Origin of the sequence: Oceanobacillus sp. FSL W7-1304 (assembly GCF_037969805.1) — a bacterium.
Lineage (GTDB): Bacteria > Bacillota > Bacilli > Bacillales > Amphibacillaceae > Oceanobacillus > Oceanobacillus profundus.
Window position 1 is genome coordinate 2,035,709 of sequence record NZ_CP150211.1, and the last position, 22,208, is coordinate 2,057,916.

General features: G+C 38.4%; 21 protein-coding genes. 11 read left to right on the plus strand and 10 right to left on the minus strand.

Annotated features, from left to right (window positions below; translation table 11 throughout):
• Window positions 1–50 precede the first annotated feature (50 nt).
• Window positions 51–851: a histidinol-phosphatase HisJ family protein gene (locus NYE61_RS10320; protein ID WP_251660363.1), complete on the minus strand. Its 801-nt coding sequence runs from the start codon at window positions 849–851 to the stop codon at window positions 51–53.
• Between the two features lie 180 nt (window positions 852–1,031).
• Between NYE61_RS10320 and hisZ the strand changes: the two genes are divergently transcribed.
• Genes hisZ through hisC form a run of 9 tightly spaced genes read left to right on the plus strand, consistent with a single transcriptional unit; the run spans window position 1,032 to window position 8,594 of the window.
• The gene (hisZ, locus tag NYE61_RS10325; RefSeq protein ID WP_303449114.1) at window positions 1,032–2,282 is read left to right on the plus strand and encodes an ATP phosphoribosyltransferase regulatory subunit; all 1,251 of its coding nucleotides are present in this window, start codon (window positions 1,032–1,034) and stop codon (window positions 2,280–2,282) included.
• Complete coding sequence (hisG, locus tag NYE61_RS10330) at window positions 2,283–2,912, plus strand: ATP phosphoribosyltransferase (RefSeq protein WP_251660361.1); 630 nt, start codon at window positions 2,283–2,285, stop codon at window positions 2,910–2,912. It begins immediately after the preceding gene.
• 2 nt (window positions 2,913–2,914) lie between these two features.
• On the plus strand, window positions 2,915–4,201 hold the full coding sequence (gene hisD, locus NYE61_RS10335; protein WP_095311726.1) for a histidinol dehydrogenase: 1,287 nt from the start codon (window positions 2,915–2,917) through the stop codon (window positions 4,199–4,201).
• Window positions 4,194–4,778 (plus strand): imidazoleglycerol-phosphate dehydratase HisB, encoded by a 585-nt coding sequence (gene hisB, locus NYE61_RS10340; protein WP_095311725.1) that lies wholly within the window; start codon window positions 4,194–4,196, stop codon window positions 4,776–4,778. The genes hisD and hisB overlap by 8 nt, the downstream gene beginning before the upstream one ends.
• Before the next feature lie 51 nt (window positions 4,779–4,829).
• Window positions 4,830–5,435: an imidazole glycerol phosphate synthase subunit HisH gene (gene hisH / locus NYE61_RS10345; protein WP_251660358.1), complete on the plus strand. Its 606-nt coding sequence runs from the start codon at window positions 4,830–4,832 to the stop codon at window positions 5,433–5,435.
• Window positions 5,432–6,154 (plus strand): 1-(5-phosphoribosyl)-5-[(5-phosphoribosylamino)methylideneamino]imidazole-4-carboxamide isomerase, encoded by a 723-nt coding sequence (hisA, locus tag NYE61_RS10350; protein WP_251660356.1) that lies wholly within the window; start codon window positions 5,432–5,434, stop codon window positions 6,152–6,154. The genes hisH and hisA overlap by 4 nt, the downstream gene beginning before the upstream one ends.
• The gene (gene hisF, locus NYE61_RS10355; protein WP_303449116.1) at window positions 6,144–6,908 is read left to right on the plus strand and encodes an imidazole glycerol phosphate synthase subunit HisF; all 765 of its coding nucleotides are present in this window, start codon (window positions 6,144–6,146) and stop codon (window positions 6,906–6,908) included. Before hisA ends, hisF begins: the two co-directional genes overlap by 11 nt.
• On the plus strand, window positions 6,905–7,546 hold the full coding sequence (gene hisIE / locus NYE61_RS10360) for a bifunctional phosphoribosyl-AMP cyclohydrolase/phosphoribosyl-ATP diphosphatase HisIE (protein ID WP_251660352.1): 642 nt from the start codon (window positions 6,905–6,907) through the stop codon (window positions 7,544–7,546). Before hisF ends, hisIE begins: the two co-directional genes overlap by 4 nt.
• Window positions 7,539–8,594: a histidinol-phosphate transaminase gene (gene hisC / locus NYE61_RS10365; protein WP_339317425.1), complete on the plus strand. Its 1,056-nt coding sequence runs from the start codon at window positions 7,539–7,541 to the stop codon at window positions 8,592–8,594. Before hisIE ends, hisC begins: the two co-directional genes overlap by 8 nt.
• A gap of 287 nt (window positions 8,595–8,881) precedes the next feature.
• Here hisC and NYE61_RS10370 read toward each other — a convergent pair whose 3' ends face one another.
• The 8 genes from NYE61_RS10370 to fni all read right to left on the minus strand — a co-directional run bounded on the left by NYE61_RS10370 (window position 8,882) and on the right by fni (window position 18,127).
• Entirely contained in the window at window positions 8,882–9,595 is a 714-nt protein-coding gene (locus NYE61_RS10370) for a SurA N-terminal domain-containing protein (RefSeq protein WP_095311714.1), read from the minus strand.
• A 297-nt stretch (window positions 9,596–9,892) separates the two neighbouring features.
• Complete coding sequence (locus tag NYE61_RS10375) at window positions 9,893–10,948, minus strand: iron chelate uptake ABC transporter family permease subunit (RefSeq protein ID WP_095311712.1); 1,056 nt, start codon at window positions 10,946–10,948, stop codon at window positions 9,893–9,895.
• Between the two features lie 4 nt (window positions 10,949–10,952).
• Complete coding sequence (locus NYE61_RS10380) at window positions 10,953–11,942, minus strand: iron chelate uptake ABC transporter family permease subunit (RefSeq protein ID WP_118889773.1); 990 nt, start codon at window positions 11,940–11,942, stop codon at window positions 10,953–10,955.
• 41 nt (window positions 11,943–11,983) lie between these two features.
• The gene (locus tag NYE61_RS10385) at window positions 11,984–13,030 is read right to left on the minus strand and encodes a siderophore ABC transporter substrate-binding protein (protein WP_339317430.1); all 1,047 of its coding nucleotides are present in this window, start codon (window positions 13,028–13,030) and stop codon (window positions 11,984–11,986) included.
• Window positions 13,031–13,661: 631 nt separating this feature from the next.
• Entirely contained in the window at window positions 13,662–14,426 is a 765-nt protein-coding gene (locus NYE61_RS10390; RefSeq protein WP_095311708.1) for an ATP-binding cassette domain-containing protein, read from the minus strand.
• Between the two features lie 758 nt (window positions 14,427–15,184).
• The gene (locus tag NYE61_RS10395) at window positions 15,185–15,895 is read right to left on the minus strand and encodes a DsbA family oxidoreductase (protein WP_303449118.1); all 711 of its coding nucleotides are present in this window, start codon (window positions 15,893–15,895) and stop codon (window positions 15,185–15,187) included.
• 197 nt (window positions 15,896–16,092) lie between these two features.
• Entirely contained in the window at window positions 16,093–16,548 is a 456-nt protein-coding gene (locus NYE61_RS10400; protein ID WP_095311704.1) for a DUF2188 domain-containing protein, read from the minus strand.
• Window positions 16,549–17,071: 523 nt separating this feature from the next.
• The gene (gene fni, locus NYE61_RS10405; RefSeq protein WP_095311700.1) at window positions 17,072–18,127 is read right to left on the minus strand and encodes a type 2 isopentenyl-diphosphate Delta-isomerase; all 1,056 of its coding nucleotides are present in this window, start codon (window positions 18,125–18,127) and stop codon (window positions 17,072–17,074) included.
• A 200-nt stretch (window positions 18,128–18,327) separates the two neighbouring features.
• Between fni and NYE61_RS10410 the strand changes: the two genes are divergently transcribed.
• Entirely contained in the window at window positions 18,328–18,867 is a 540-nt protein-coding gene (locus NYE61_RS10410; RefSeq protein ID WP_251660344.1) for an HD domain-containing protein, read from the plus strand.
• 261 nt (window positions 18,868–19,128) lie between these two features.
• On the opposite strand, the gene NYE61_RS10415 is transcribed toward NYE61_RS10410, so the two are convergent.
• Complete coding sequence (locus NYE61_RS10415) at window positions 19,129–19,953, minus strand: aldo/keto reductase (protein WP_251660342.1); 825 nt, start codon at window positions 19,951–19,953, stop codon at window positions 19,129–19,131.
• A 188-nt stretch (window positions 19,954–20,141) separates the two neighbouring features.
• Here NYE61_RS10415 and NYE61_RS10420 point away from each other — a divergent pair, with 188 nt between their 5' ends.
• Window positions 20,142–21,908, plus strand: a complete 1,767-nt coding sequence (locus tag NYE61_RS10420; protein WP_240033803.1) for a methyl-accepting chemotaxis protein — start codon at window positions 20,142–20,144, stop codon at window positions 21,906–21,908.
• Window positions 21,909–22,208: the final 300 nt, after the last annotated feature.

The window sequence follows — 22,208 nt, forward strand, 5'->3', positions numbered from 1 at the left end:
CACACCCCTACAATCGCCTCAACACGTAAAAATTCATAGAAATTTCTTATCTATTTAATGAGGCTTGCAACCGGATGAAATACTGGCTTTCCATCTTCAAATGTCGCAATGTGTTTAAAGCCGATAGTGTCTAGCAACTCAAACGCGTCCTTAAATTGATATGCTAATGTTGTTTCCACATGAGAGTCCGATCCAACCGTAATGATTTCTCCCCCACATTCCTTATATAATTTTAAAATATCAGTGCTTGGCATCCCACTTTCTAAACCATAGCGATAGCCTGACGTATTTAATTCAATTCCTTTCCCAGCTGGAATAATTTCTTTAAAAATGACTTCTAAAATCTCGTGGAAATGATTCGTACTCTTTTCTTCCGTATATCTTTTAACAAGATCAATATGACCAAGAATACTAAAGCTTTTAAATTTGCTAATGCATGCAAGTAATTCTTCATAATACATTTGAAATGCTTCATCAACTGTTTTTCTCTTAAAGAATTCTCCGGAATGAAGGTCCATGCCAGCAGTTGCATGCATGGAGCAAATAACAAAATCAAACACTTCATCTTGCATTAATCTTTCATATCGCGCTAACAAGTGCGGTTGCACACCAATTTCTACACCTTTTTTAATGCGAATCTGCTTGCTGTATTTTTGCTGCAAATGTTTTATTCTCTTATCGTACTGTTTCAAGTCAAACTCAAATATCCAATCCTTATCTGGATAATCATAATCAATATGTTCGGTAAAACAAATTTCTTCAAGGCCGATACTGATCGCTTTTTCAATCGTAGTTTCCATCGGCGTCTTACAATCTGCTGAAAAATCACTATGAATGTGGTAATCAAACATTTTATCATCTCCTGTTTTTTCGTCAGTTCCAGTGCTGAAGCTTTAGCGGACTCCCCATTTGCTAACCAGATGCTTCTGCTTTTATTTGGTGTTGACTTTTATGAATATACTAATTATAATACTATATAACTTTACTTAGTTAAAGCGATAAAGTATTAAAGTTAAAAAGGAGTTTTATAGATGCAACGATACACGCTGAACGGCCGAAATAAGCATGTAGAAGATTTTCAAGTAAGAGATAATCTTATTGCAACATTGAAAAATCGCTTTACTACCTATGGCTATAAACAAGTACGGACGAAAGCCTTTGAAAACTATGAGATGTATTCGAACATTACTGGTACGGTAAAAAAAGATGACATGATTAAAGTCATTGATACGACAGGGAAAATCCTCGTCTTACGTCCAGATGTTACCATTCCAATTACCCGGATGATGGCAGCAGTAAACCAAGCAAATAATACCTTCTGGCAACGGCTTTTCTATGTAATGGATGTATTTCGTCAATCACAGGAGATGCCAAATCAAAAAGAAAGCACACAAGCAGGCGTTGAATTTTTCGGGGAGAATACACCTGAGGAAGACGCAGAAATTATCATGCTAGCCATCCATACATTAAAAGATTTAGGCTTTAAAAATTTCAAAATTGAAATTGGGCATGCGGGATTCTTTAAGGAGCTTATCCAACAAGCCGAACTCTCCGAACAAGACTTAGGGCAACTACAGGCCCTAATTCAATCAAAAAATATAGCGGATATGGAATTATTCCTTGAAGGAATGGCGATTGAAGAAGAATTAAAGAAAGCAATCCAATCGATTCCTCTTCTATACGGGGATCCGCTTCAAGTTATTCAGCAAGCAGAAAAGATTATTCGCAGCGCCCATATGCAGCATGTTTTGCAAAATTTAATTGACGTATTTGCATTAATTAAGGACTACGGTGTTGAGGATTATGTCGCTATTAATCTCGGATTAATTAATAATATGAATTACTATACCGGCATCATCTTTCAAGGATTTGTCTACCGAATTGGTCAGCCTGTATTAATGGGTGGGAGATATGATCATTTAGGAAAACAACTAGACAGCGTAATGCCTGCGATCGGTTTCGCATTTGAAGTAGATTTACTTATTCAAGCAATTTTAGAGCAAAGATTAGCAAAAGCTCCTAAAGCTCTAGTAGATACAGTCATTTATTATACAAAAGAAAAACAGCGAGAAGCTTTAACAGCTGCATTTGAACTAAGAAATAAGGGATATCAGGTTTTAAGTTTTCGGAATGATCCAAGTAATAGAAATCCCATTTCTTCTAATTCGATAATCCGCTTCGAAAAAGAACAAAACCTTTTTTCCAACGAACAAATCAAACAGACATTTTCAAAAGCAGATGAACTCGTTACGCTGCTTCAGGCTCACAAGGAGGGCTTCTAATTGCAACCTATAACATTGGCACTTGCTAAAGGACGTCCAGCTAAAAGCACGATTGCCCTATTGGAAAAGACGGACGTACAATTTAATGATTTTCACGAGGATAGTAGAAAGCTTGTTTTTTATAACAATGACAGATCGATTAAACTTCTTTTCGTTAAAGCAATTGACGTCCCGACCTACGTCGAAAAAGGGGCTGCTGATATTGGAATTGTCGGCAAAGATAATATCCTTGAATCCAAAGCAGATGTTTATGAACTACTGGATTTAAAAATTGGGAAATGTAAATTTGCAGTCGCAGGAAAAAAGAATTATACCCCTGAAAAAGGACAGCTGCTGACAATTGCAACAAAATATCCAGCCATTGCACAGAAACATTTCGATAAAAAGGGCGAAGCAATTGAAATTGTTAAGCTAAACGGATCTGTTGAATTGGCTCCACTAATCGGGCTTGCCGATTTGATTGTTGATATTGTAGAAACTGGAAACACATTAAAAGAAAACGGACTAACCGTTCTTGAGAATATTGAACCTATTAGTACGAGATTAATTGTTAATAAAGCGAGCTTTGCAACAAAATCAACCGAAGTACAGCAATTTATCTCCCAGTTAAAGTCAGCATTGGAGGGGTAGCAATGAACATACAAACAAAAGAGGAATTTTTACAGGTTTATAAAGCTAGTACTTCAGATCAGCTGAAGGAACAAGAGCTTGACCAAGATGTGCTAGAAATTATTAGCGGGGTTCGAAAAGATGGAGATGAAGCATTATATCGATACACGAATAAATTTGACCATGTAGTATTAGATTCCCTCATCGTATCTGAGGAGGAATTACTGGAGGCAAAAAAACAAGTAGATGCTGGATTTCTTGATGCTTTAAAGCAAGCCAAGGAAAATATTGAAGCATTTCATAAAGAACAAAAGGAACAATCCTGGTTTGTGAATAAAGCACCTGGTATCTTACTCGGCCAAAAGGTAACCCCGATTGAAAAAGTTGGTGTGTATGTTCCAGGGGGAAAAGCAGCCTATCCTTCCACGGTGTTAATGGATGTCATCCCCGCCAAAATTGCTGGTGTAGAGAAAATCGTACTTACAACACCTCCACAAGCGAATGGAAAGATTAATCCTCACGTACTTGTTGCTGCACAGCTTGTGGGAGTTGACACGATTTATAAGGTTGGTGGGGCACAAGCTATTGCTGCATTGGCCTATGGGACAGAAACAATTGAAAAGGTCGCCAAAATCGTTGGTCCCGGAAATGCCTTTGTGGCAAGAGCAAAAAAATGGGTTTATGGGGATGTAGCGATTGATATGATTGCAGGACCTAGTGAAATCTGCATTGTTGCAGATCAGACTGCCCCACCGAGCTTTGTTGCAGCCGATTTACTTTCACAAGCAGAGCACGATGAATTGGCAAGCTCCATTTGCATTACAACGAGTGAAGCATTGGCCGAACAAATTCTAGCAGAGGTTGAAAAGCAAACAAACGTACTTGAACGAAGCGAAATAATTACACAATCACTAAAGCAAAATGGAAAAATAATCGTCACAGCGAATCTAAAAGAAGCTTTTTCTGTTGTAAATGAAATTGCACCAGAGCATTTACAGCTAATGATTGAAAAACCATATGATAGTCTTTCTAATATTAAAAACGCTGGCGCGATCTTTCTCGGAAATTATTCACCAGAACCATTAGGAGATTATTTTGCAGGTCCAAATCATACCCTGCCAACGAATGGGACGGCAAAATTCGCCTCCCCACTTGGTGTATATGATTTCATGAAAAAATCGAGCATTATTAGTTATTCCGAAGAGGCACTGCTGCAAGCTACTGATTCAATTATCAAAATCGCTACAGTGGAGGGGCTCACTGCCCATGCCAATTCCATTCAGATTAGAAAGGATGACCCGAATGCGTAAAGCAAAAATTGAAAGATCAACAGCCGAAACATCCATCGAGTTAGACTTAACCATTGATGGAACTGGGAATGCCACTATCCGATCAGGTGTCGGTTTTTTAGACCATATGCTTTTGTTACTGACAAAGCACGGTTTATTTGATTTAGCAGTCACATGTAATGGGGATTTAGAAGTCGATCAGCATCACTCTGTTGAGGATATTGGTATTGCATTGGGTCAAGCATTTCAGCAGGCTTTAGGGAATAAAGAAGGAATTACAAGATATGCAACGGTAACAACGCCTATGGATGAGGCTCTGTCAACTATTTCCTTAGACATTAGCGGACGCCCCTACTTCGTATACAACGTAGAAGGACTAAAAGATAAAGTCGGTGATTTCGATACCGAGCTTGTCGAGGAATTTTTCCAAGCATTTGTTAGCAATGCCAAGGTAACACTTCATATTAACCTGGCTTATGGAAATAACACTCACCATATGATTGAGTCCATTTTCAAAGGCTTCGGTCGTGCATTAGATCAAGCGACGATATTAAATCCACGAGTGAAAGGAATCCCTTCCACAAAGGGCAGCTTATAAATAAAGAGAGACTAACAGACAGGAGATTTTTAACGGAAAGGAAGAAACAAGATGATCGCAATCATTGACTATGGTGCTGGAAATATTAAAAGCCTACAATTTGCGCTTGCAAAACTAAATAAGGAATCAGTATTAACAACCGATCCACAAGTAATCAGGAATGCTTCTTCAATCATTCTTCCTGGTGTAGGCGCCTTTAAGGATGCAATGGATGCAATCAAGAAAATAGGATTATCAGATGTAATTAAACAAGAGGTTCAAGCTGGAAAACCAATACTCGGCATCTGTCTCGGCATGCAGTTATTTTATGACAAAAGCTATGAGGATGGCGATTGGGATGGTCTCGGGCTACTAAAAGGGAATGTCAGTCGGATTAAGGAAACGGTCAAAGTCCCGCATATGGGGTGGAATACCATTACAAAGCATAATAAAAGTTTGTTAACTCTACATCTACCAGATGATTTTTACGTTTATTTTGTTCATTCCTATGCCGTCGAGGAATTGGAGGAAGCTACACTTGTTGGCAGCACCGAATATGGTGGCCGCATTCCTGCTATTGTCCAGCAAGGGAATATTACAGGTATGCAATTCCATCCGGAAAAAAGCGGTGATATCGGCATTCAATTACTTGCAAACTACGAGGAGATGATTTCATGATTTTATTCCCTGCAATTGATATTCGCGGCGGAAATTGTGTGCGCCTTATCCAAGGGGATTATAACAAAGAAAAAATCTATGGCAATTCCCCAACGGATATGGCTTTACAATGGGAGAAAAAGCGAGCAGCATACCTGCATACGGTTGACCTAGACGGTGCTAAAACTGGTGACTCCTTAAATCAAGACGCCATTAAAGCAATCGCCAAACAAACGGAAATCCCTGTTCAGGTCGGTGGAGGCATTCGTTCACTTGATACGATAGAAGGTTACCTTGCTGCAGGCATCGCTCGCGTGATTATTGGTACAGCAGCTATTAACGACAAAGCCTTTTTAAAAGAGGCCGTGGAAAAGTTCGGATCTCGAATCGCCGTTTCCATTGATGCGCGGAATGGCTATGTCGCTACAGATGGTTGGACAGAAACAAGTACCGTCAAAGCCATCGATCTTATCGCTGAACTTGAACAGATTGGCGTTAAAACAATTGTCTACACGGACATCATGAAGGATGGCATGATGCAAGGACCGAATTTTGAAGAGCTGCAAGCTGTGAATGAAGCAACAAGCATGGATGTCATTGCATCTGGTGGTGTTTCAACAGAGGAAGATATACGCAAGCTAAAATCACTGAACATGTATGGTGCGATTATAGGCAAAGCATTATACGACGGCACATTGAATTTTGAATCGTTAACGGAGGAAGATTTCTATGCTCGCTAAACGAATTATCCCTTGTCTCGATGTTGATAAAGGACGGGTGGTAAAGGGAAAAAAATTTCAAAATATCCAGGATGTTGATGACCCAGTGGCATTAGCCAAAAGATATAACGAAGCCGGCGCTGATGAACTTGTTTTTTATGATATTACAGCATCCAATGAAGAACGCGATATATTTCTCGATGTCGTTGAGCAAGTTGCCAAAGAGATCGCAATTCCATTTACAGTTGGTGGTGGCATACGAACGGTTGAGGATATCCATCAAGTTCTCCGCTCCGGAGCAGATAAAGTATCTATCAATAGTGCAGCTGTAACAAATCCGCAACTTATCAAGGATGCCGCTTTGAAATTTGGCAGCCAGTGCATTGTCTTATCGATTGATGCAAAGGAAGTAGCACCAAATCAGTGGAACGTTTTTACAAAAGGTGGTCGTTACGATACGGGAATAGATGCCATTCAATGGGCCAAGCAAGGAGAAGAGCTTGGTGCTGGAGAACTTGTCATTAATGCAATGGATTCAGACGGGGAGAAAGATGGCTATAATATTTCATTAACCAAAACTATTGCCGATACCGTTAATATTCCAATTGTTGCAAGCGGTGGAGCTGGTATAAAAGAGCATTTTCTTGCTGTATTAGAGCAAGGTGCGGATGCGGCACTTGCTGCATCTGTATTTCACTATGATGAGATTCAAATACCTGACCTCAAGATCTATCTTCAGGAAAATAATATTATCGTCAGGAGGGAAAGAAAATGAGAGTAAATATCGAACAGCTTGTCTTTGATGATAATGGCTTAATCCCTGCCATTGTACAAGACGCAGGGACAGGAAACGTCTTAACATTAGCATATATGAACCAGGATGCATTAAACAAAACAATCCAAACCAATGAAACATGGTTTTTCTCAAGAAAGCGACAGAAGCTATGGAATAAAGGAGAAACATCCGGAAATAAACAGCAAATCATAAGAATTTCTTATGATTGTGACGCGGATGCATTATTGGTTCAGGTTAATCCGCTCGGACCAGCATGCCATACCGGTAATGAATCCTGTTTCTACAATGAACTTTATACAAATAATATCCCGGCACACGATATCGTCCATAGCGTAATTGCGAAAATTAAGGATCGCCGCGATAATCCTGTTGACGGTACGTACACATCATATCTTTTTGAAAAAGGGATCGATAAAGTGCTTAAAAAGGTCGGAGAAGAAACGTCAGAAGTCATTATCGGGGCAAAGAATAACGATAAACAAGAGCTTACTAGCGAAATAGCTGATCTTACGTATCATACACTCGTATTGATGGAACTTATGGATGTATCCCTTTCCGATATAAAAAACGAATTAGTGAAAAGACATATTCAAAAGGAAGGTCAAAATCGTGAGTAAATTTTGGAGCGACATGGCAAAGCGATGTACCCCCTATATCCCTGGGGAGCAAATCAATCGTGCTAATGTAATTAAATTTAATACGAATGAGAATCCGTATGGTCCATCACCAAAAGTTATACAGGCAATCCAAAAAGAAAGTGAACAAACATTAAATCTCTATCCTTCACCAACAACAGACAAATTAAGGGAGGTTATCGCAGCACTCAATTCCTTATCCAAGGAAAATGTTTTCGTTGGAAATGGATCAGATGAAGTTCTTGCCTTTTCGTTTATGGCTTTTTTTGATAGTAACAAAGCCATTCGCTATCCAGCTATTTCATATAGCTTTTATCCCGTATATGCGAAGCTATTCGGTATTCCAGCCGAGGAAATTGCCCTTCAGGATGATTTTACGATACCGATAGAGGATTTCTACCAATCAGATGGAGGCGTTATTTTTCCAAATCCAAATGCGCCAACCAGTATTTATATGGAAATTGATACGGTAAAGAAAATCTTGGATAACAACCCTGAACAAGTTGTCATTGTGGATGAAGCATATATCGACTTTGCAGCAGAATCTGCTGTTTCCTTAATCAATTCCTATGAAAATCTGCTTGTTATTCAAACCATGTCCAAATCGAGATCCTTGGCCGGACTGCGGGTCGGATTTGCGTTAGGTCACCCGAATCTAATTGAAGGATTGACCCGCATTAAAGACTCAGTGAATTCCTATACAGTCGATCGATTGGCTATTGCTGGAGCAGAAGCTGCTATGGCTGATGTGTCTTATTTTAACGAGACGACAGAGAAAATAATTCGAACAAGGGAATGGACCATTGTTGAAATGGAAAAACGCGGATTTACTGTCCTGCCCTCCCAAACAAATTTTATTTTTGCAACACATCCTAACAAAGACGCAGGGGAGTTATATACAGCTTTAAAAGAAAAAGATATACTTATTCGATACTTTAAGGTACCTATGATTGATAACCATGTTCGGGTTACGATTGGCACAGATGAACAGATGGCACAATTTTTCAAAATGCTCGATACGATACTATAATTTAAATCCGTATGCTCTTTCAATTCGTCTTACTCAATTGTAACACTTTTATTTTCTATTTTATGCACAGATTGAGAAGTGTTGCCATTCCAATATTCGTATTTTCCGTACAATATCTCTGGTTGAAAAACATTGAATATTTGAGTGTCAAAACAACATAATATATAATCTATACCTTGATATAACAATAAAATGGCATACGTCAATTCGTATGCCATTTAGCTTGTCATTTAACTAATATGCACCTCAAAACGAAACCATTTACTAAAAGATGCGATGCTTTTCTTTTACAATACATTCTCAACTTCTGCGTTTTCTTTCAATTCATCAATTCTTGTCCGCAGTTGCTCACTTTGCTTTTCATTTGTAAGCACATCTTTAATTTGTCCTTCAACTTCTTCTAGCTTACCAATTTCTCCATTTTGCTCTTTTAGCTGATCATAGTACTCTTGTACTTCCTTGTCTGTCACTTCTACTTCAAATTCCGAATCCATATACTTTCTTGTTACTAACTCACCCGTGAGCTGCTCTTTGAACTCATCCTCTGACAATTGTAACTGTTCCAAGAGAGTGGTAAATTGGTCTTCACCACTTGTTTCCTTAATACTAACTAGTTCTTCTTGTACTTCTTCATCTGTCACTTTGATACCTTCATTTTCGGCATCCTGTTTAATAAGAGTCTGTTCAACAAGGATGGATACAGTCTGATCTTTGATCATATCAAGATTACTTACATCTTGTCCATATTGATACATTGTTGATTTTACTTGTGTATATATCGGGTTATAATCCGATCCTGAAATTTCTTCTCCATTAACAACAGCAACCGGAGTTTTTTCATCCAGTTTTTCTTCATCCGTAAATTCTAATTCCTGTTGTGCAGCAGGTTGTTCTGAAGTGTCGCCTTCTGTATTTTCATTTTCCTTCGTCTCATCATTCCCACATGCAGCTAGCATGATGATGACTAAGAACGCCAGTGATAGCACACTTAACTTTTTCATAATGGACTCCCTCGCTTCTATTAAGTCTTCTTCCATTCAACCACACATCTATATATGATTTCAAGTGGAAACAAAATAGCTGTTAATTCAGTAATTGCTATTGTAGCAGGGTTTAAAGCGTTTATTTACATTTCCATAACAAAAATTACTTACTTTTGCTTTGAAAGGTAGAGAAAGGCTCTCGACGATCTCTTTTCCTAAGACAGATAGCAAAAAAATACCCTCCGATCTGTTGAAGGCAATCACACACGGCCTTTAACAGATGAGGATATAAAAGTACATCGTAAACTCAAATTATTATAAAGTCTTTCTCTTTAAAATTATAATTAAGAATGTTAATCCACCAACGATTTCGATAATAATTGAAACTACACCTTGCGCGTTAAATACATGATTCATGATAAAATATGAACCAGTTAGTATCAAAAATCCGGTTGCAAGAGCCATTGGGAAAATATATCTATGATCATAAGTTGGCGCCAGCTGATAACTCAACGTTGCAACCAAAAACCCAAAGAAAGTAAGTGGTCCAACCAAAGCCGTTGAGACTGACATCAAAATGGAAACTAATACAAGAACATAAATGATACTAAATTGATGATTTACTCCCAAAGATGTAGAAATATTCTTTCCAAGTGATAATACATTTAAATTTTTTGAATAAGCAAGAAGAAGTAATGCAACAATTATTACGATTGGAATCGCAATAGAAAAATACTCTGGGTCCGCATTATTGACAGAACCAAACAATTTTGCCTGCAAAATATCAAATTCAGCCGGTGCAAGCAGTTTTCTCATGAAAGTTGACAAAGACCTTAAACCTGTACCAATAATGATTCCAACCAATAGCATAAGCTGTAAATTTCCATACTTTCCGGATAGCAACCATCCATAAAGTATCAAACACATTAAGACCATAACAACCACTTGCAATAAAAATGGTCCAGTGCCACTATAACCTATAAATACGCTGGCACCAAAGAAAAACATTGTACCCGTATGTATGGTGGAGTAAAGTGCTTCAAATCCTAAAAGTGAAGGAGTGATTACCCGATTATTCGTAACCGATTGGAAAGCAACCGTCGCCAGGCTTTGACAAATCGCAGCAATAATCATTGCAACAATAGCTACCATTCTTCTTTCAACGACTGGGATAAAGGAAGGGGAATCTACTGGAACTGGATTGTTATAAACTAAAAGTCCGTATGAAGAAAGAACACCTAATCCAATCAACGTTATCAACAATATCCAATAACGCTTTTCCTCCTTCTTAGAACGAAAAGCTTTAGCTGCTCTATTCTTATTAGGAAGGCTAGAAACAATTTTGACATTTTTTTTATTCGTATATTCCAATTTGTTATCCTAGCCTCCTTCTTCTTAATAAAATTACAATAAATACGACTGCGCCCACTGTTCCAAGTATCAAAGAGACAGGTACTTCAAATGGCATTATAATTGTCCTGGATATTATATCAGAAATGGTTAGAGCACCCATCCCGGACACACATACCCAAGGCAAATTACTCCTAAGATCATCACCTCTAAACATGGAAACAATATTTGGTACTATTAAACCTAAAAAAGGTAAATTTCCAATAACAGCTGCGACAATTCCAACTGCCACAGCAATAAGACCCGTACCAATAAGAACAATCTTATTATAGCTTACTCCTAGACTTGTTGTAACATCTTCTCCTAATCCAGCTAAAGTCAATCTATCAGCATAGATAAAAATAAAAATAGTAATGACAACAATCAGCCATAAATATTCATATCTTCCAACTTGAATCGATGCAAAAGAACCTACAAACCAGGTTTCAACATTTTGTGACATTTGAAAAGCGAGCCCAACAAAAGTGGAAATTGCAGAAATGACCGCTCCTAGCATTATCCCAATAATCGGGACAATTAAAGACGAACGAAGTTTAACTCTTCTTAAAAACAAAAAGAAAACCATCGTTCCAATAAAGGAAAAAATGATTGCCGCAGTCATTCTTTGGACTAAAGTTGGCGCCGGGAATAATAAATAAGCAAAAATCAATCCCAAGCCTGCCCATTCAATTGTTCCAGTTGTAGTTGGTTCAACTAAGCGGTTCTGTGTAATAAGTTGCATTACGAGTCCTGCCATTGCCATTGCAGCTCCAGTTAACATTAATGCAGCTGTTCTTGGAATACGAGTGATGAAAAACATTTCCATTCCATCCTCTTGTCCCCGTATATCATAAACCCCAGTAAACATTGAAATAATACCGAGAATAATAACAACTATGATTGCTAATATAAAAGGTTTCGTCCATACTTTATGATGATTAGAACGTTGGGGCTGAGAGTTCTCAGCCCCAAACATTCTTATTATATTTTTAGGCACTATAGTTATACTCCTCTATACTACTCAGCTAAAGTATTTGCAAGATCTTCAAATAACTTTATAAAAGTTTGTATTGATTCATTTGTATACGTGTCTGCTGGTGCATAAACTAACTGTTCTTCAGAAACGGCAGTTGTGTTTTGAAGAGCAGGTGAATTATCGATAACATCCTGAGCAGGAACTGCATCAGTTGAAGATGATACCGCAGCATCACGGTCTAGTACGAAAATCCAATCAGGATCGGTTTGTGCAATAGCTTCAACAGAAATATCATCACCTTCGTGGTCTGCAGAAGCTTGGTCAATTTCTAAAGCCGGAGTCCATTCAAAAATATCATACAACGGTCCCCAAACACGTCCAGAATGTGGAGCTGAAAAAGCAATGTCTCCACCAGATACTATAACACTCATGACTGTATCTGTCCCGTTATATGCAGACTGAGCTTCTTCGATAGCTTGATCAAAATCAGCTACCAATTGTTCAGCCTCTTCATTTTTATCAAAAATTTGCCCCAAAGCGAACGTAGAATCCTTAAATCCATTTACCAAGTTTTCTCCAGGGGTAGCAGCTTCCTCGGAAACATCAATATTAAGATCAATAACAGCTGCATTTGGCACTAATTCTTTTATATCTTCATAATAGCTAGCAAATCTTTGACCGACAATTACAACTTCAGGGTCTACAGCTGCTATAACTTCAAGGTTTGGTTCACGGTGATTTCCAATGTTTTGAACTGATTCATCAGCTACATATGGTAAATCTGCAGGCATTACATCCTTTGGAGCAGCAGATAATTCAATACCCCAATCAGATAATGTTTCAAAAGTTCTATTATCTAAAGCAACGACATTCTTTGGATTTACTGGGACTGTAACAGTTCCATGAGCATCCGTGATTTCGACCGTTGCAGCTTCAGCAGAATCATCTGCTTGCTCTTCTGTTTCAGCAGAATCATTCGCTCCCTCATCCGTTTCATCATTACCTGAATCTGAGCAAGCTGCCAACACCAAAGCAAAAATTGCAATAATAGCTATAATAAATGCTGATTTAAAATTAGACTTTCTCATTTCTTCTACCTCTTCCCTTATGTAAGTTTTATAGACGAGTAGACTATTGAATTGATGAAATTAATATCTATGTTATATTTTAGTGCGTGAGTTAAAGAATTATTATTTCATTTTACTATAGTGCATAGCTGCAACACGACACAATTGATATTGATAATCAATCTCAATAAATCTATTTAAAGTATATCAAATCAAGAAGCGTTGTCAACTGTATTTTGAAAGCTTAAATTTTTTAAACTTATACCTTGTGCATAAATCATCAGCTCAAAAATCCAATTATTCCCATCCCATTCTCAATTGCAGATGCGATACAGAAGGATTCGTATGAGAATAGTCACTTAAACAATGAAAGAAACCGCTTAAACACAAGCTTCCTGAAAAGATACAACCAATTGATTAAAAACTAAGTTCCGCACCATAGACATGCGTGCTACCTATGAAGGAAGCACGCATGGTTAGGTTAATCGTTCTCAGTTAGCTGCACCAGCCTGAAGCTAAATTGCCGTAGAGAAGATGTTTTTCCTAGATTATACATTTAAAAGGTATGCGGTTTAGACATTTACAAGAAAACAATTATGGACTAAACTTAGCAGCTGGAAGCACGGAACTGTTAACTACTTTTAAAATTATCTTAATGGGAGTCAAAGTATACGCAAAAACGACAACCGTTTTGCATATGAACTGGAATATGCATATCATAGACTTCATTTAATGCCTCTGAATTAATAATTTCGTGTGTTGGCCCATCTTTTACGAGACGTCCATCTCTTAAAGCTACGATGTGGTCTGAATAAACAGAAGCAAAATTAATATCATGCAATACAATCACAACTGTTTTACCTAGCTCATCGACAAGCTTGCGTAATATTTTCATGATTTGTACAGAATGCTTCATATCCAAATTATTCAATGGCTCATCCAGTAAAATATATTCTGTGTCCTGGGCAATAACCATGGAAATAAATGCACGTTGCTTTTGACCCCCAGACAGTTCATCTAAGAATTTATGTTGAATATCTGTTAAGTTCAGATACTCAATTGCCTGGTCGACGATTCGATTATCCTCAGCATTTAAACGACCTTTCGAGTATGGATACCGACCAAACGATACCAATTGTCGAATTGTTAGTTTCACATTTAAAAAGTTTGCTTGTCTTAAAATGGCAATACGCTTAGCGAATTCATTTGATTTCATATTTTTTATATTATTTTTATCTAGTAATACATCTCCAGTGTCTGAATCTAGCAGTCGGCTTACCATGGAAAGTAGCGTTGATTTTCCTGCACCGTTTGGCCCTATAAACGACGTAATTTTGTTAGGCTTAATTTGAACCGATACATCTTTTACGATAGATTTATTTCCGTACTTCTTTGTCAATCCTTTTATTTCGATCATGTCGTAGCCCTGCTTTCTTTAAGTATTAAATAAGTGAAGTAATTATCAGCAATAATAATATACTGATGGTATGTTATATTTAAAATTTAGACATGCACACAAGAACTCTCTCACCAACATTGTTTTCGTATCTTTCCAAAAATCCGCTTCCAATGGAAGGTGATTCTGTTCATCTGTGAAGTTTCATCTAACCTCTGCTCCTTCTTTTTGGAAAGACGTTATCTGTAGCCTTCACATGTTTTTGTAAAGATATTTCATTATTGAACAACATTCGTGTTACGCTCATTGTATAACTAATAATGATTATCATTATTAATTATATTATAGATGACACGCATTTTAAAATCAATGTTTCTTCACTAGTCCATCCTCGAATAGTAATAAAATCATACGAACTTAAAGGTTTTTGAATTCATCGGCATTACGAATACAAAATAAAAAAACTGCACTTCATTGTTAGAGACACTCTAACAATTGGAGGTGCAGTTCATCGCATCATGTTTTTAATTATTTAGGCTCTAATTAGTGCGCGTTCAAAAAGGGGGATAAAAAGAACCGAGATCAGCTAAATTTGCAACGTCCTTTTACAAAGCCGACACTAGCACGTACTGTGCGTCGGAGTTCGAGGCCGCGTAAGTTCCCCGTACCGGGCTTAAACTCGATATGCTGACTTCGACGTTCGACACAGGACATGTCGGAACTTAGCCGAAGGTCTACTGCTCTCGATGCTTCATTATTACCGGACTTTTTGAACCTTATTAATTACATCCCTCATCTGTACAAAAGGATGTCTTAGATTTCTCTGGATTTAACGATTGGAGAATTGGCTTCTCTTGCTCCTCTTCCCAAACCTTGTTTAGCACTTCTTCAAATACTTCAGCTGGCTGAGCTCCAGAGACAGCATACTTCTCATTGAATACAAAGAATGGTACTCCCTGGACACCAATTTGACGCGCAACATCAATATCTTCGTTTACTTTATTTCGATATTTATCCGATTGCAATACATGTTCCACTTCTTCTTTATCCAAATCTACCTCAGCTGCAAGTTTAATCAGTGTGTCATAATCACTTAGCAACTCAGATTCGGTAAAATACGCGTGAAGAAAGCGTTCGGTAACTTCTTTCCCTTTACCTTTTTCCTCAGCATACTTAGCTACTCGATGGGCGTCAAACGTGTTTGCATATTTCATATCATCAAAATTATAATTTAATCCTACAGTGGCAGCTTGTTGGCCAACCTGTTGATTCATTGTTTTAACTTGCTCAAGTGGAATTCCTTTTAATTCAGAAAATGTTTCATAGAAGTTTTTTCCCGGTATATGCTCAGCTGTTGGGTCAAGCTGATAGCTTTTATACTCTAGTGTAACCTGCTCTTTATGAGGGAATTTTTCCATTGCGTTTTCCAGCCTGCGTTTTCCGATATAGCAAAACGGGCAAACGAAATCGGACCATACTTCGATTTTCATTATAAGCACCTCACTTTTCTGTAAAATAGTGTACCATACCGGCACACGATCTAAAAACAATGTGCTTCATTCTGGTTGGGATTGAAGCATGGAATGAAGTTATTCGTGCACTGTGGTAAGGACGTTTCCAAACATTATAATAAAGGGCTTGCCCGTTCTGGCAGCCCTTTTATTATTAGCCTATCTACTTAAATGTCTTATTCATGAAACGTTTGTTTATCTTGAACAGTACCATCCTGTTTATAAATCGTTAAAGACGTGCCTTTATTTTTGGCAATTTCCTTTGCTCGCTTAACTGCTTCGTCCTTCTTATCGAAAACCTCACTAGCACGTTTTGCACCGCTTGATTGCACTGCCCAGCCATCCTCATGCGCAATCACTTGCTCGCCTTCTTCCAAACGCTCTGGATTACTGTCATATTTTTTACCTTCCTTTGACCTCTCTGTTGGCTTACCATGCTTCTTATAATCTTCAATCTCATCCTTCTCAGCATTCTCACGCCATTCCTTTGCTTGCGTAATAGCTATTGGGATTGCTCGATCATCTTCATAGCCTTCATCCACCATAGAATTGGCAATATCAATTGCTTTTTTTCTCGTAAGCTCATTCAAGTTTTTCATGGAAGAAGGGTAATCATTTAATGTCCAAGGCACTATTCATCACTCCCTCATTTTTCATCACTATTCCCCTGTGGCGAGCAATGAAACATGAAAAACAAATCCTTCAAGTTCTCTTCCTCTTAAACAAAGAAGAAAAGCACAAGCATCCGGGTAGCGACGTAGGGACTGCGTTCAAGACTGCGGCTAGTCGAACATTCTTACGTAGGAGATCCACTCCAAAGTATAAGATGATCGATGACTTTCTCCTCTACGGGCGAAAGTCAAGTTCATCTAAAAGGAAACATGCCCCTTTAGGGGTATGCCGATGTTAGGCATAGCCTGGTTTTAATCGGCCATCCTTATACTTGGAGTCAGGTGCCCGCTTTCACCGCAAGGGGATAAGTGCGACTACGCCTCATGTCTTGACAATCGACAAGTCTTCTTTATCGTGTTATGAGGTGAGGGAGTCTTGCTGAGGCTTTAGCGCTTCGTGGACATGGCTGTCCAGGTAACTAAGTTATTCACAGCATTCAAATTTTTAATTCCCTAGACATCGAAAAAAGAAAACAGCTTTGTCTCAGCTGTTTTCCTCTAATAAAGATTGACCCATAATACTGACGCGTTTTGTATTTTTTAATTCTGTCAAGTTTTTCACGCCAATGCCAAACATCGTCATTTTTAATTCGAGTTCAATTTGCTCCATTGTTTCAATCACTGCTTCTGGAGATTCTGTTGCGGCCTGCAGCAAATGACGTGCAAAGCCAATCACATCTGCTCCAATCGTAATTGCTTTTGCTGCATCGACCCCTGTTTTCATTCCGCCACTAGCAACTAAAGGGACTTCAGGGAGCTTGCCGCGAACTGAGACTATACAATCCTTTGTTGGAATTCCCCAATTATTAAATGCCTCAGCAGCCGCTTTACGAAGTGGATCACGCGAGCGTAATTTTTCCACCTGACTCCAGGATGTCCCTCCCGCACCAGCAACATCAATATACGAAATTCCAACATTATATAATTGTTCAGCAACTGTACCATCAATGCCAAACCCAACTTCTTTTACACCAACAGGCCTATCTAATGTTTTGCAAACCTGTTCAATTTTAGGTAGAAGTGATTCAAAGTTTAAATCTCCACCATCTTGCACTGCTTCCTGTAGGCTGTTTAAATGAAGCACAATTGAATCTGCACCTGTTTTATCAATAATTCGTTGGCATTCCTCGGCACCATAACCATAATTAAATTGCACGGCACCAATATTAGCAATAATTGGTATTGTTGGGGCCTGTTCGCGAATTAAAAAGGATTCCTTATGTGTATCACTCTCTAGGAAGGCTCGTGTCGAACCGATTGCAAATACCCAACGTTTCTCTTCTGCAGCTAATGCCAGGTTTTGATTAATCGTTGTTGCAAGCTCTGAGCCACCCGTCATGGAGCTAACTAAGAATGGTGCTTTTAGATCCTTTCCAAGAAAGCTCGTATCCAGTGCAATATCAGCAAAGTTTATTTCTGGCAACGCATTATGTATAAAACTGATTCCTTCCAAACCAGTTGACTTATTAACTCCTTCAACATTTCCAGTTAGACAAAGACGAATATGTTCGGTCTTACGTTGATTGATTCCTTGTTCCATGTGAAGTACCCCCGCAAAATTTAAATTGACGTTACCTTCTAGTTTACTTGTTTCCTTGGTGAAAAGAAAGCGAAGTGACGCTTATCATTTCAATAGGTATAATTGACAGAACGCAACATGTTTTTAAATATCCGCATTCTATTTTTATTATATGTTATATTAAAAGAAACAAACCGTATCCTGACAGGGAGGCAGTCACATTGAAGAAGAAGGCCAAACAATTCGCAGCAAAAGCACATGAAGGACAAAAGCGAAAGAATTCCGATGCCCCCTATATAACCCATCCTGTTCGTGTAGCTGAACGTCTAGAGGCGGCTGGATTTCGGGAGGAGCTAGTTTGTGCCGGATACCTGCATGATGTTGTGGAGGATACACTGGTAGAGCTAGAGGATATTGAACTCGAATTTGGACCGGAGGTATCTCGCCTCGTCGCAGCACACACGGAAGATAAATCGAAATCATGGCAAGAGCGTAAACAGCACACAATTGATATGATAAAAAATGCTGATCCAGAGGTGAAATATTTAGTTGTCGCAGATAAACTCGATAACCTGCTTGGTTTAGAAAAGGATTTGAGAGAACAAGGAGAAGCTGTCTGGGAAAAGTTTAACGCTGGCAGAGAAAAGCAAAGATGGTATAACAAATCGATTGCTTCCAAAATGTATGTTGGATTAAACAAAGAGAATGCTCCTGATTATTTTCAAGAATTTGAGAAAGCTGTAGATCGGGTATTTGGATAGCTAATAGTTTGGAATTGCAGGCAGCTTTGCAATAATCCCAATACATAAGCACCCTCCTTAGAAATAAGAAAGGTGCTACTTTTATCGCTTTTTATGATGCTTACAGTATTGAGATATGCTTCCATCTGCTTTTCTCATCTTGCTTAGCCTTTTGATCTTGTTTCGCCATCCCATAATTGGAGCTCTCTCATGTCTGGCGTATCGGAACAACTTTTTATAAAGAAAAAATCGACGCTATAACGAATGCGCCGATTTGCTCTATTATCGTCTATTCATCTCATTTGGAACAGCATTACTACGAATGCCTTTATCTAGCTGATCAATTTTATCCATTTCTTCTTTATTTAATTCAAAATCAAATACATCCAGATTCTCCTTCATTCTAGACGGTGTTACTGTTTTAGGAATCACAACCATATCCGATTGCAGATGCCAGCGAAGAATTGTCTGTGCAGGTGTTTTCCCCTGATGTTTCGCTATTTCCTTAATAACATCGTTTTCCAAAACATCTTTACCATTCATCAGTGGACTGTATGCTTCGACTTTAATCCCATGCTTTTCACAAAATGCTCGCAATTCCTTTTGCTGTAAGTATGGATGACACTCCACTTGATTGATTGCTGGTACAACCTCACACACTTCTAAAATTCGTTCCAAATGCTCGATATCGAAATTACAAACACCAATAGCTCTTACACGACCTTCTTTGTAGAGCTTTTCTAGTGCTTGATATGTTTCAACATATTGGTCAAATTTCGGAGCTGGCCAATGTATGAGATACAGATCAACGTATTCAATCCCTAACCTTCCTAAGCTTGCATCAAATGCCTTTAACGTGTTCTCATAACCGTGATCACTATTCCATACTTTTGTCGTGATAAAAAGCTCTTCACGTGCAATACCACTCTTTGCAATTGCTTCCCCAACACCGGATTCGTTCCCATATATTTTAGCTGTATCAATCGAACGGTACCCAGCTTGCAGCGCCTGTTCAACCGGGGTTGTCACTTCTTCGTTTGGAACTTTCCAAACACCATAACCTAACTGTGGCATGTGTATACCATTATTCAACGTTATATGCTGCATCTCTCATCTTTCCCTTCCATCAGTCTACAATCACTATTTTACCTAACCAATGCTAAATTAACCATTATTCCGAACCAAAGCCTTACGTGTATTAGAATTTTTTTCCTTGTAAAAATTTTTTAATAATTACCTTCATACTTTTGACCTATATACCGATATACTAAATGGAACTTAGGGGGGAGATGGAGATGCAAATGAAAAAAACTAAACAAACAAAGAAACAGAAATCAGCTCAAAAAATTGGAAGAAAGCGAAGATTTCTTTTGCATAATATCAAAATCGGCAAGAAATATTTATATGCATTTATAGCAACAATCCTATTAGTTGCATGTTCAAGTCTATTGGTTTATTTCCAATTGGAACAGGGTCAGCAAGATGTAGAGGCAGCTAATGAATATATTGACCGTGTTAATACACTAACAGAGCTATCATCTGTCATCCAGGCGAAAGATGTTCAAATTGCTGATTATTTACTAACGAGAAATGCAGTTTACATTGATGGCTTTGACAATTATCAAAGCCAGTTCAATGCAATTGTCGAGCAAATGGAACCACTTATGGTAACGGATGAACAACGAGCCATGTATCAAGAACTCATTCTATCTGATGCTGCGATTAATTCTACTTTCACAGATAAAATTGTTACATATATAGAGAACGACCAGGCCACACTTGCTAATACATTACGCGAGACAACGTACAGATTTCGAACGAGTAATGTAGAAATTGTAGATGGTCTTATCGAGACGATGAAAGCGGAGCAAATCGAAGCGACGGAAAATGCAATCGGAAGCATGGAAAGCGTAACTACAATTTTGCTAATTGCAAATATAACTACTATCATCGCTGGAATTATTATTTTTACATTCATAAGCAGAAATGTAACGTCCAACTTAAAGCATATTGTTAAAATCACTTCAGAAGTAGCTAACGGTAACTTAACCGTAGCTAAACTGAATTACAGCGGAAAAGATGAAATAGGGCAGTTAGCTTCATCCATTAACCAGATGAAAGAAAATATGCAGCATGTACTACAAAATGTAACAGCAGCTAGTAGTGCTGTTTCTAGCCGAAGTGAAGAACTGACACAAGCAGCTAACGAAGTAAAAGAAGGAAACACACAAATTGCGCTAACAATGGAGGAACTTTCTTCTGGTGCAGAAACACAGGCAAATGGTGCCTCTGACCTCGCGGAAAACATGAATGAATTTGTGAAAACCGTTATTCAATCTGAGAAAAGCGGGCAGGAGATTGCTACTGCATCACAGGGTGTGCTTGCACTTACAACAGATGGAACAACACTAATGAATGAATCTGTCCAACAAATGCAACGGATTGACACAATTGTTTCCGAATCGGTTGATCGAGTGAAAAATCTCGATAAGCAATCAAAGGAAATTTCGAATCTTGTTTCTGTTATTAAGGAAATTGCAGACCAGACCAACCTGCTTTCATTGAATGCAGCTATTGAAGCTGCTAGAGCTGGCGAGCATGGTAAAGGATTCGCTGTTGTTGCAGATGAGGTTAGGAAGTTATCGGAACAAGTAGCTACATCCGTAGTAGAGATTACTTCTATCGTGAATGCCATCCAGTCCGATACGAAGCACGTTGTCGAGTCCCTGTCTTCAGGATATAACGAGGTTCAGACAGGATCTGACCATATAGAAGAAACGAGACAAAGCTTCGACACCATTAAAGAGGCCGTTACCGCGATGACAACAAAAATCACTTCTATTTCAGCTAATTTAAAAGACATAGCTGGGAATAGTAATGCAATGAACAATCTTATTGAAGAAATTGCCTCTGTATCAGAAGAATCTGCTGCAGGAGTTGAGCAAGCAGCAGCTTCTGCACAACAGACAGCTAGTTCCATGGAAGAGGTTTCCCATAGTGCTGATGAGCTTGCCGGTCTTGCAGAACAATTAAATGAACAGCTAACTAGCTTTAAACTCTAGTATTATATAAAGTGATACTACATTCAATGGAGGGTACCTATCCTCTCCCGCTGAATGTTAGCAGCGCAAGGGAGAACTGCAGACTCTTGAACACTGTTCATCCTCCACCTTCACTCGTTTTATTAGTGGGGGATTACAGCCCCTTAATACGTGTAATAAAGGCAGACTGCAACTTAATATTGAGTCTGCCTTTGCTACTTTAGGAATCTGCTATCTATAACGAAAAGCTATTTCCCATAATATAAAATATTGGTATTGCTTCAATATTAGTTGCCTTTATACTAGAAAACTTGACATTTA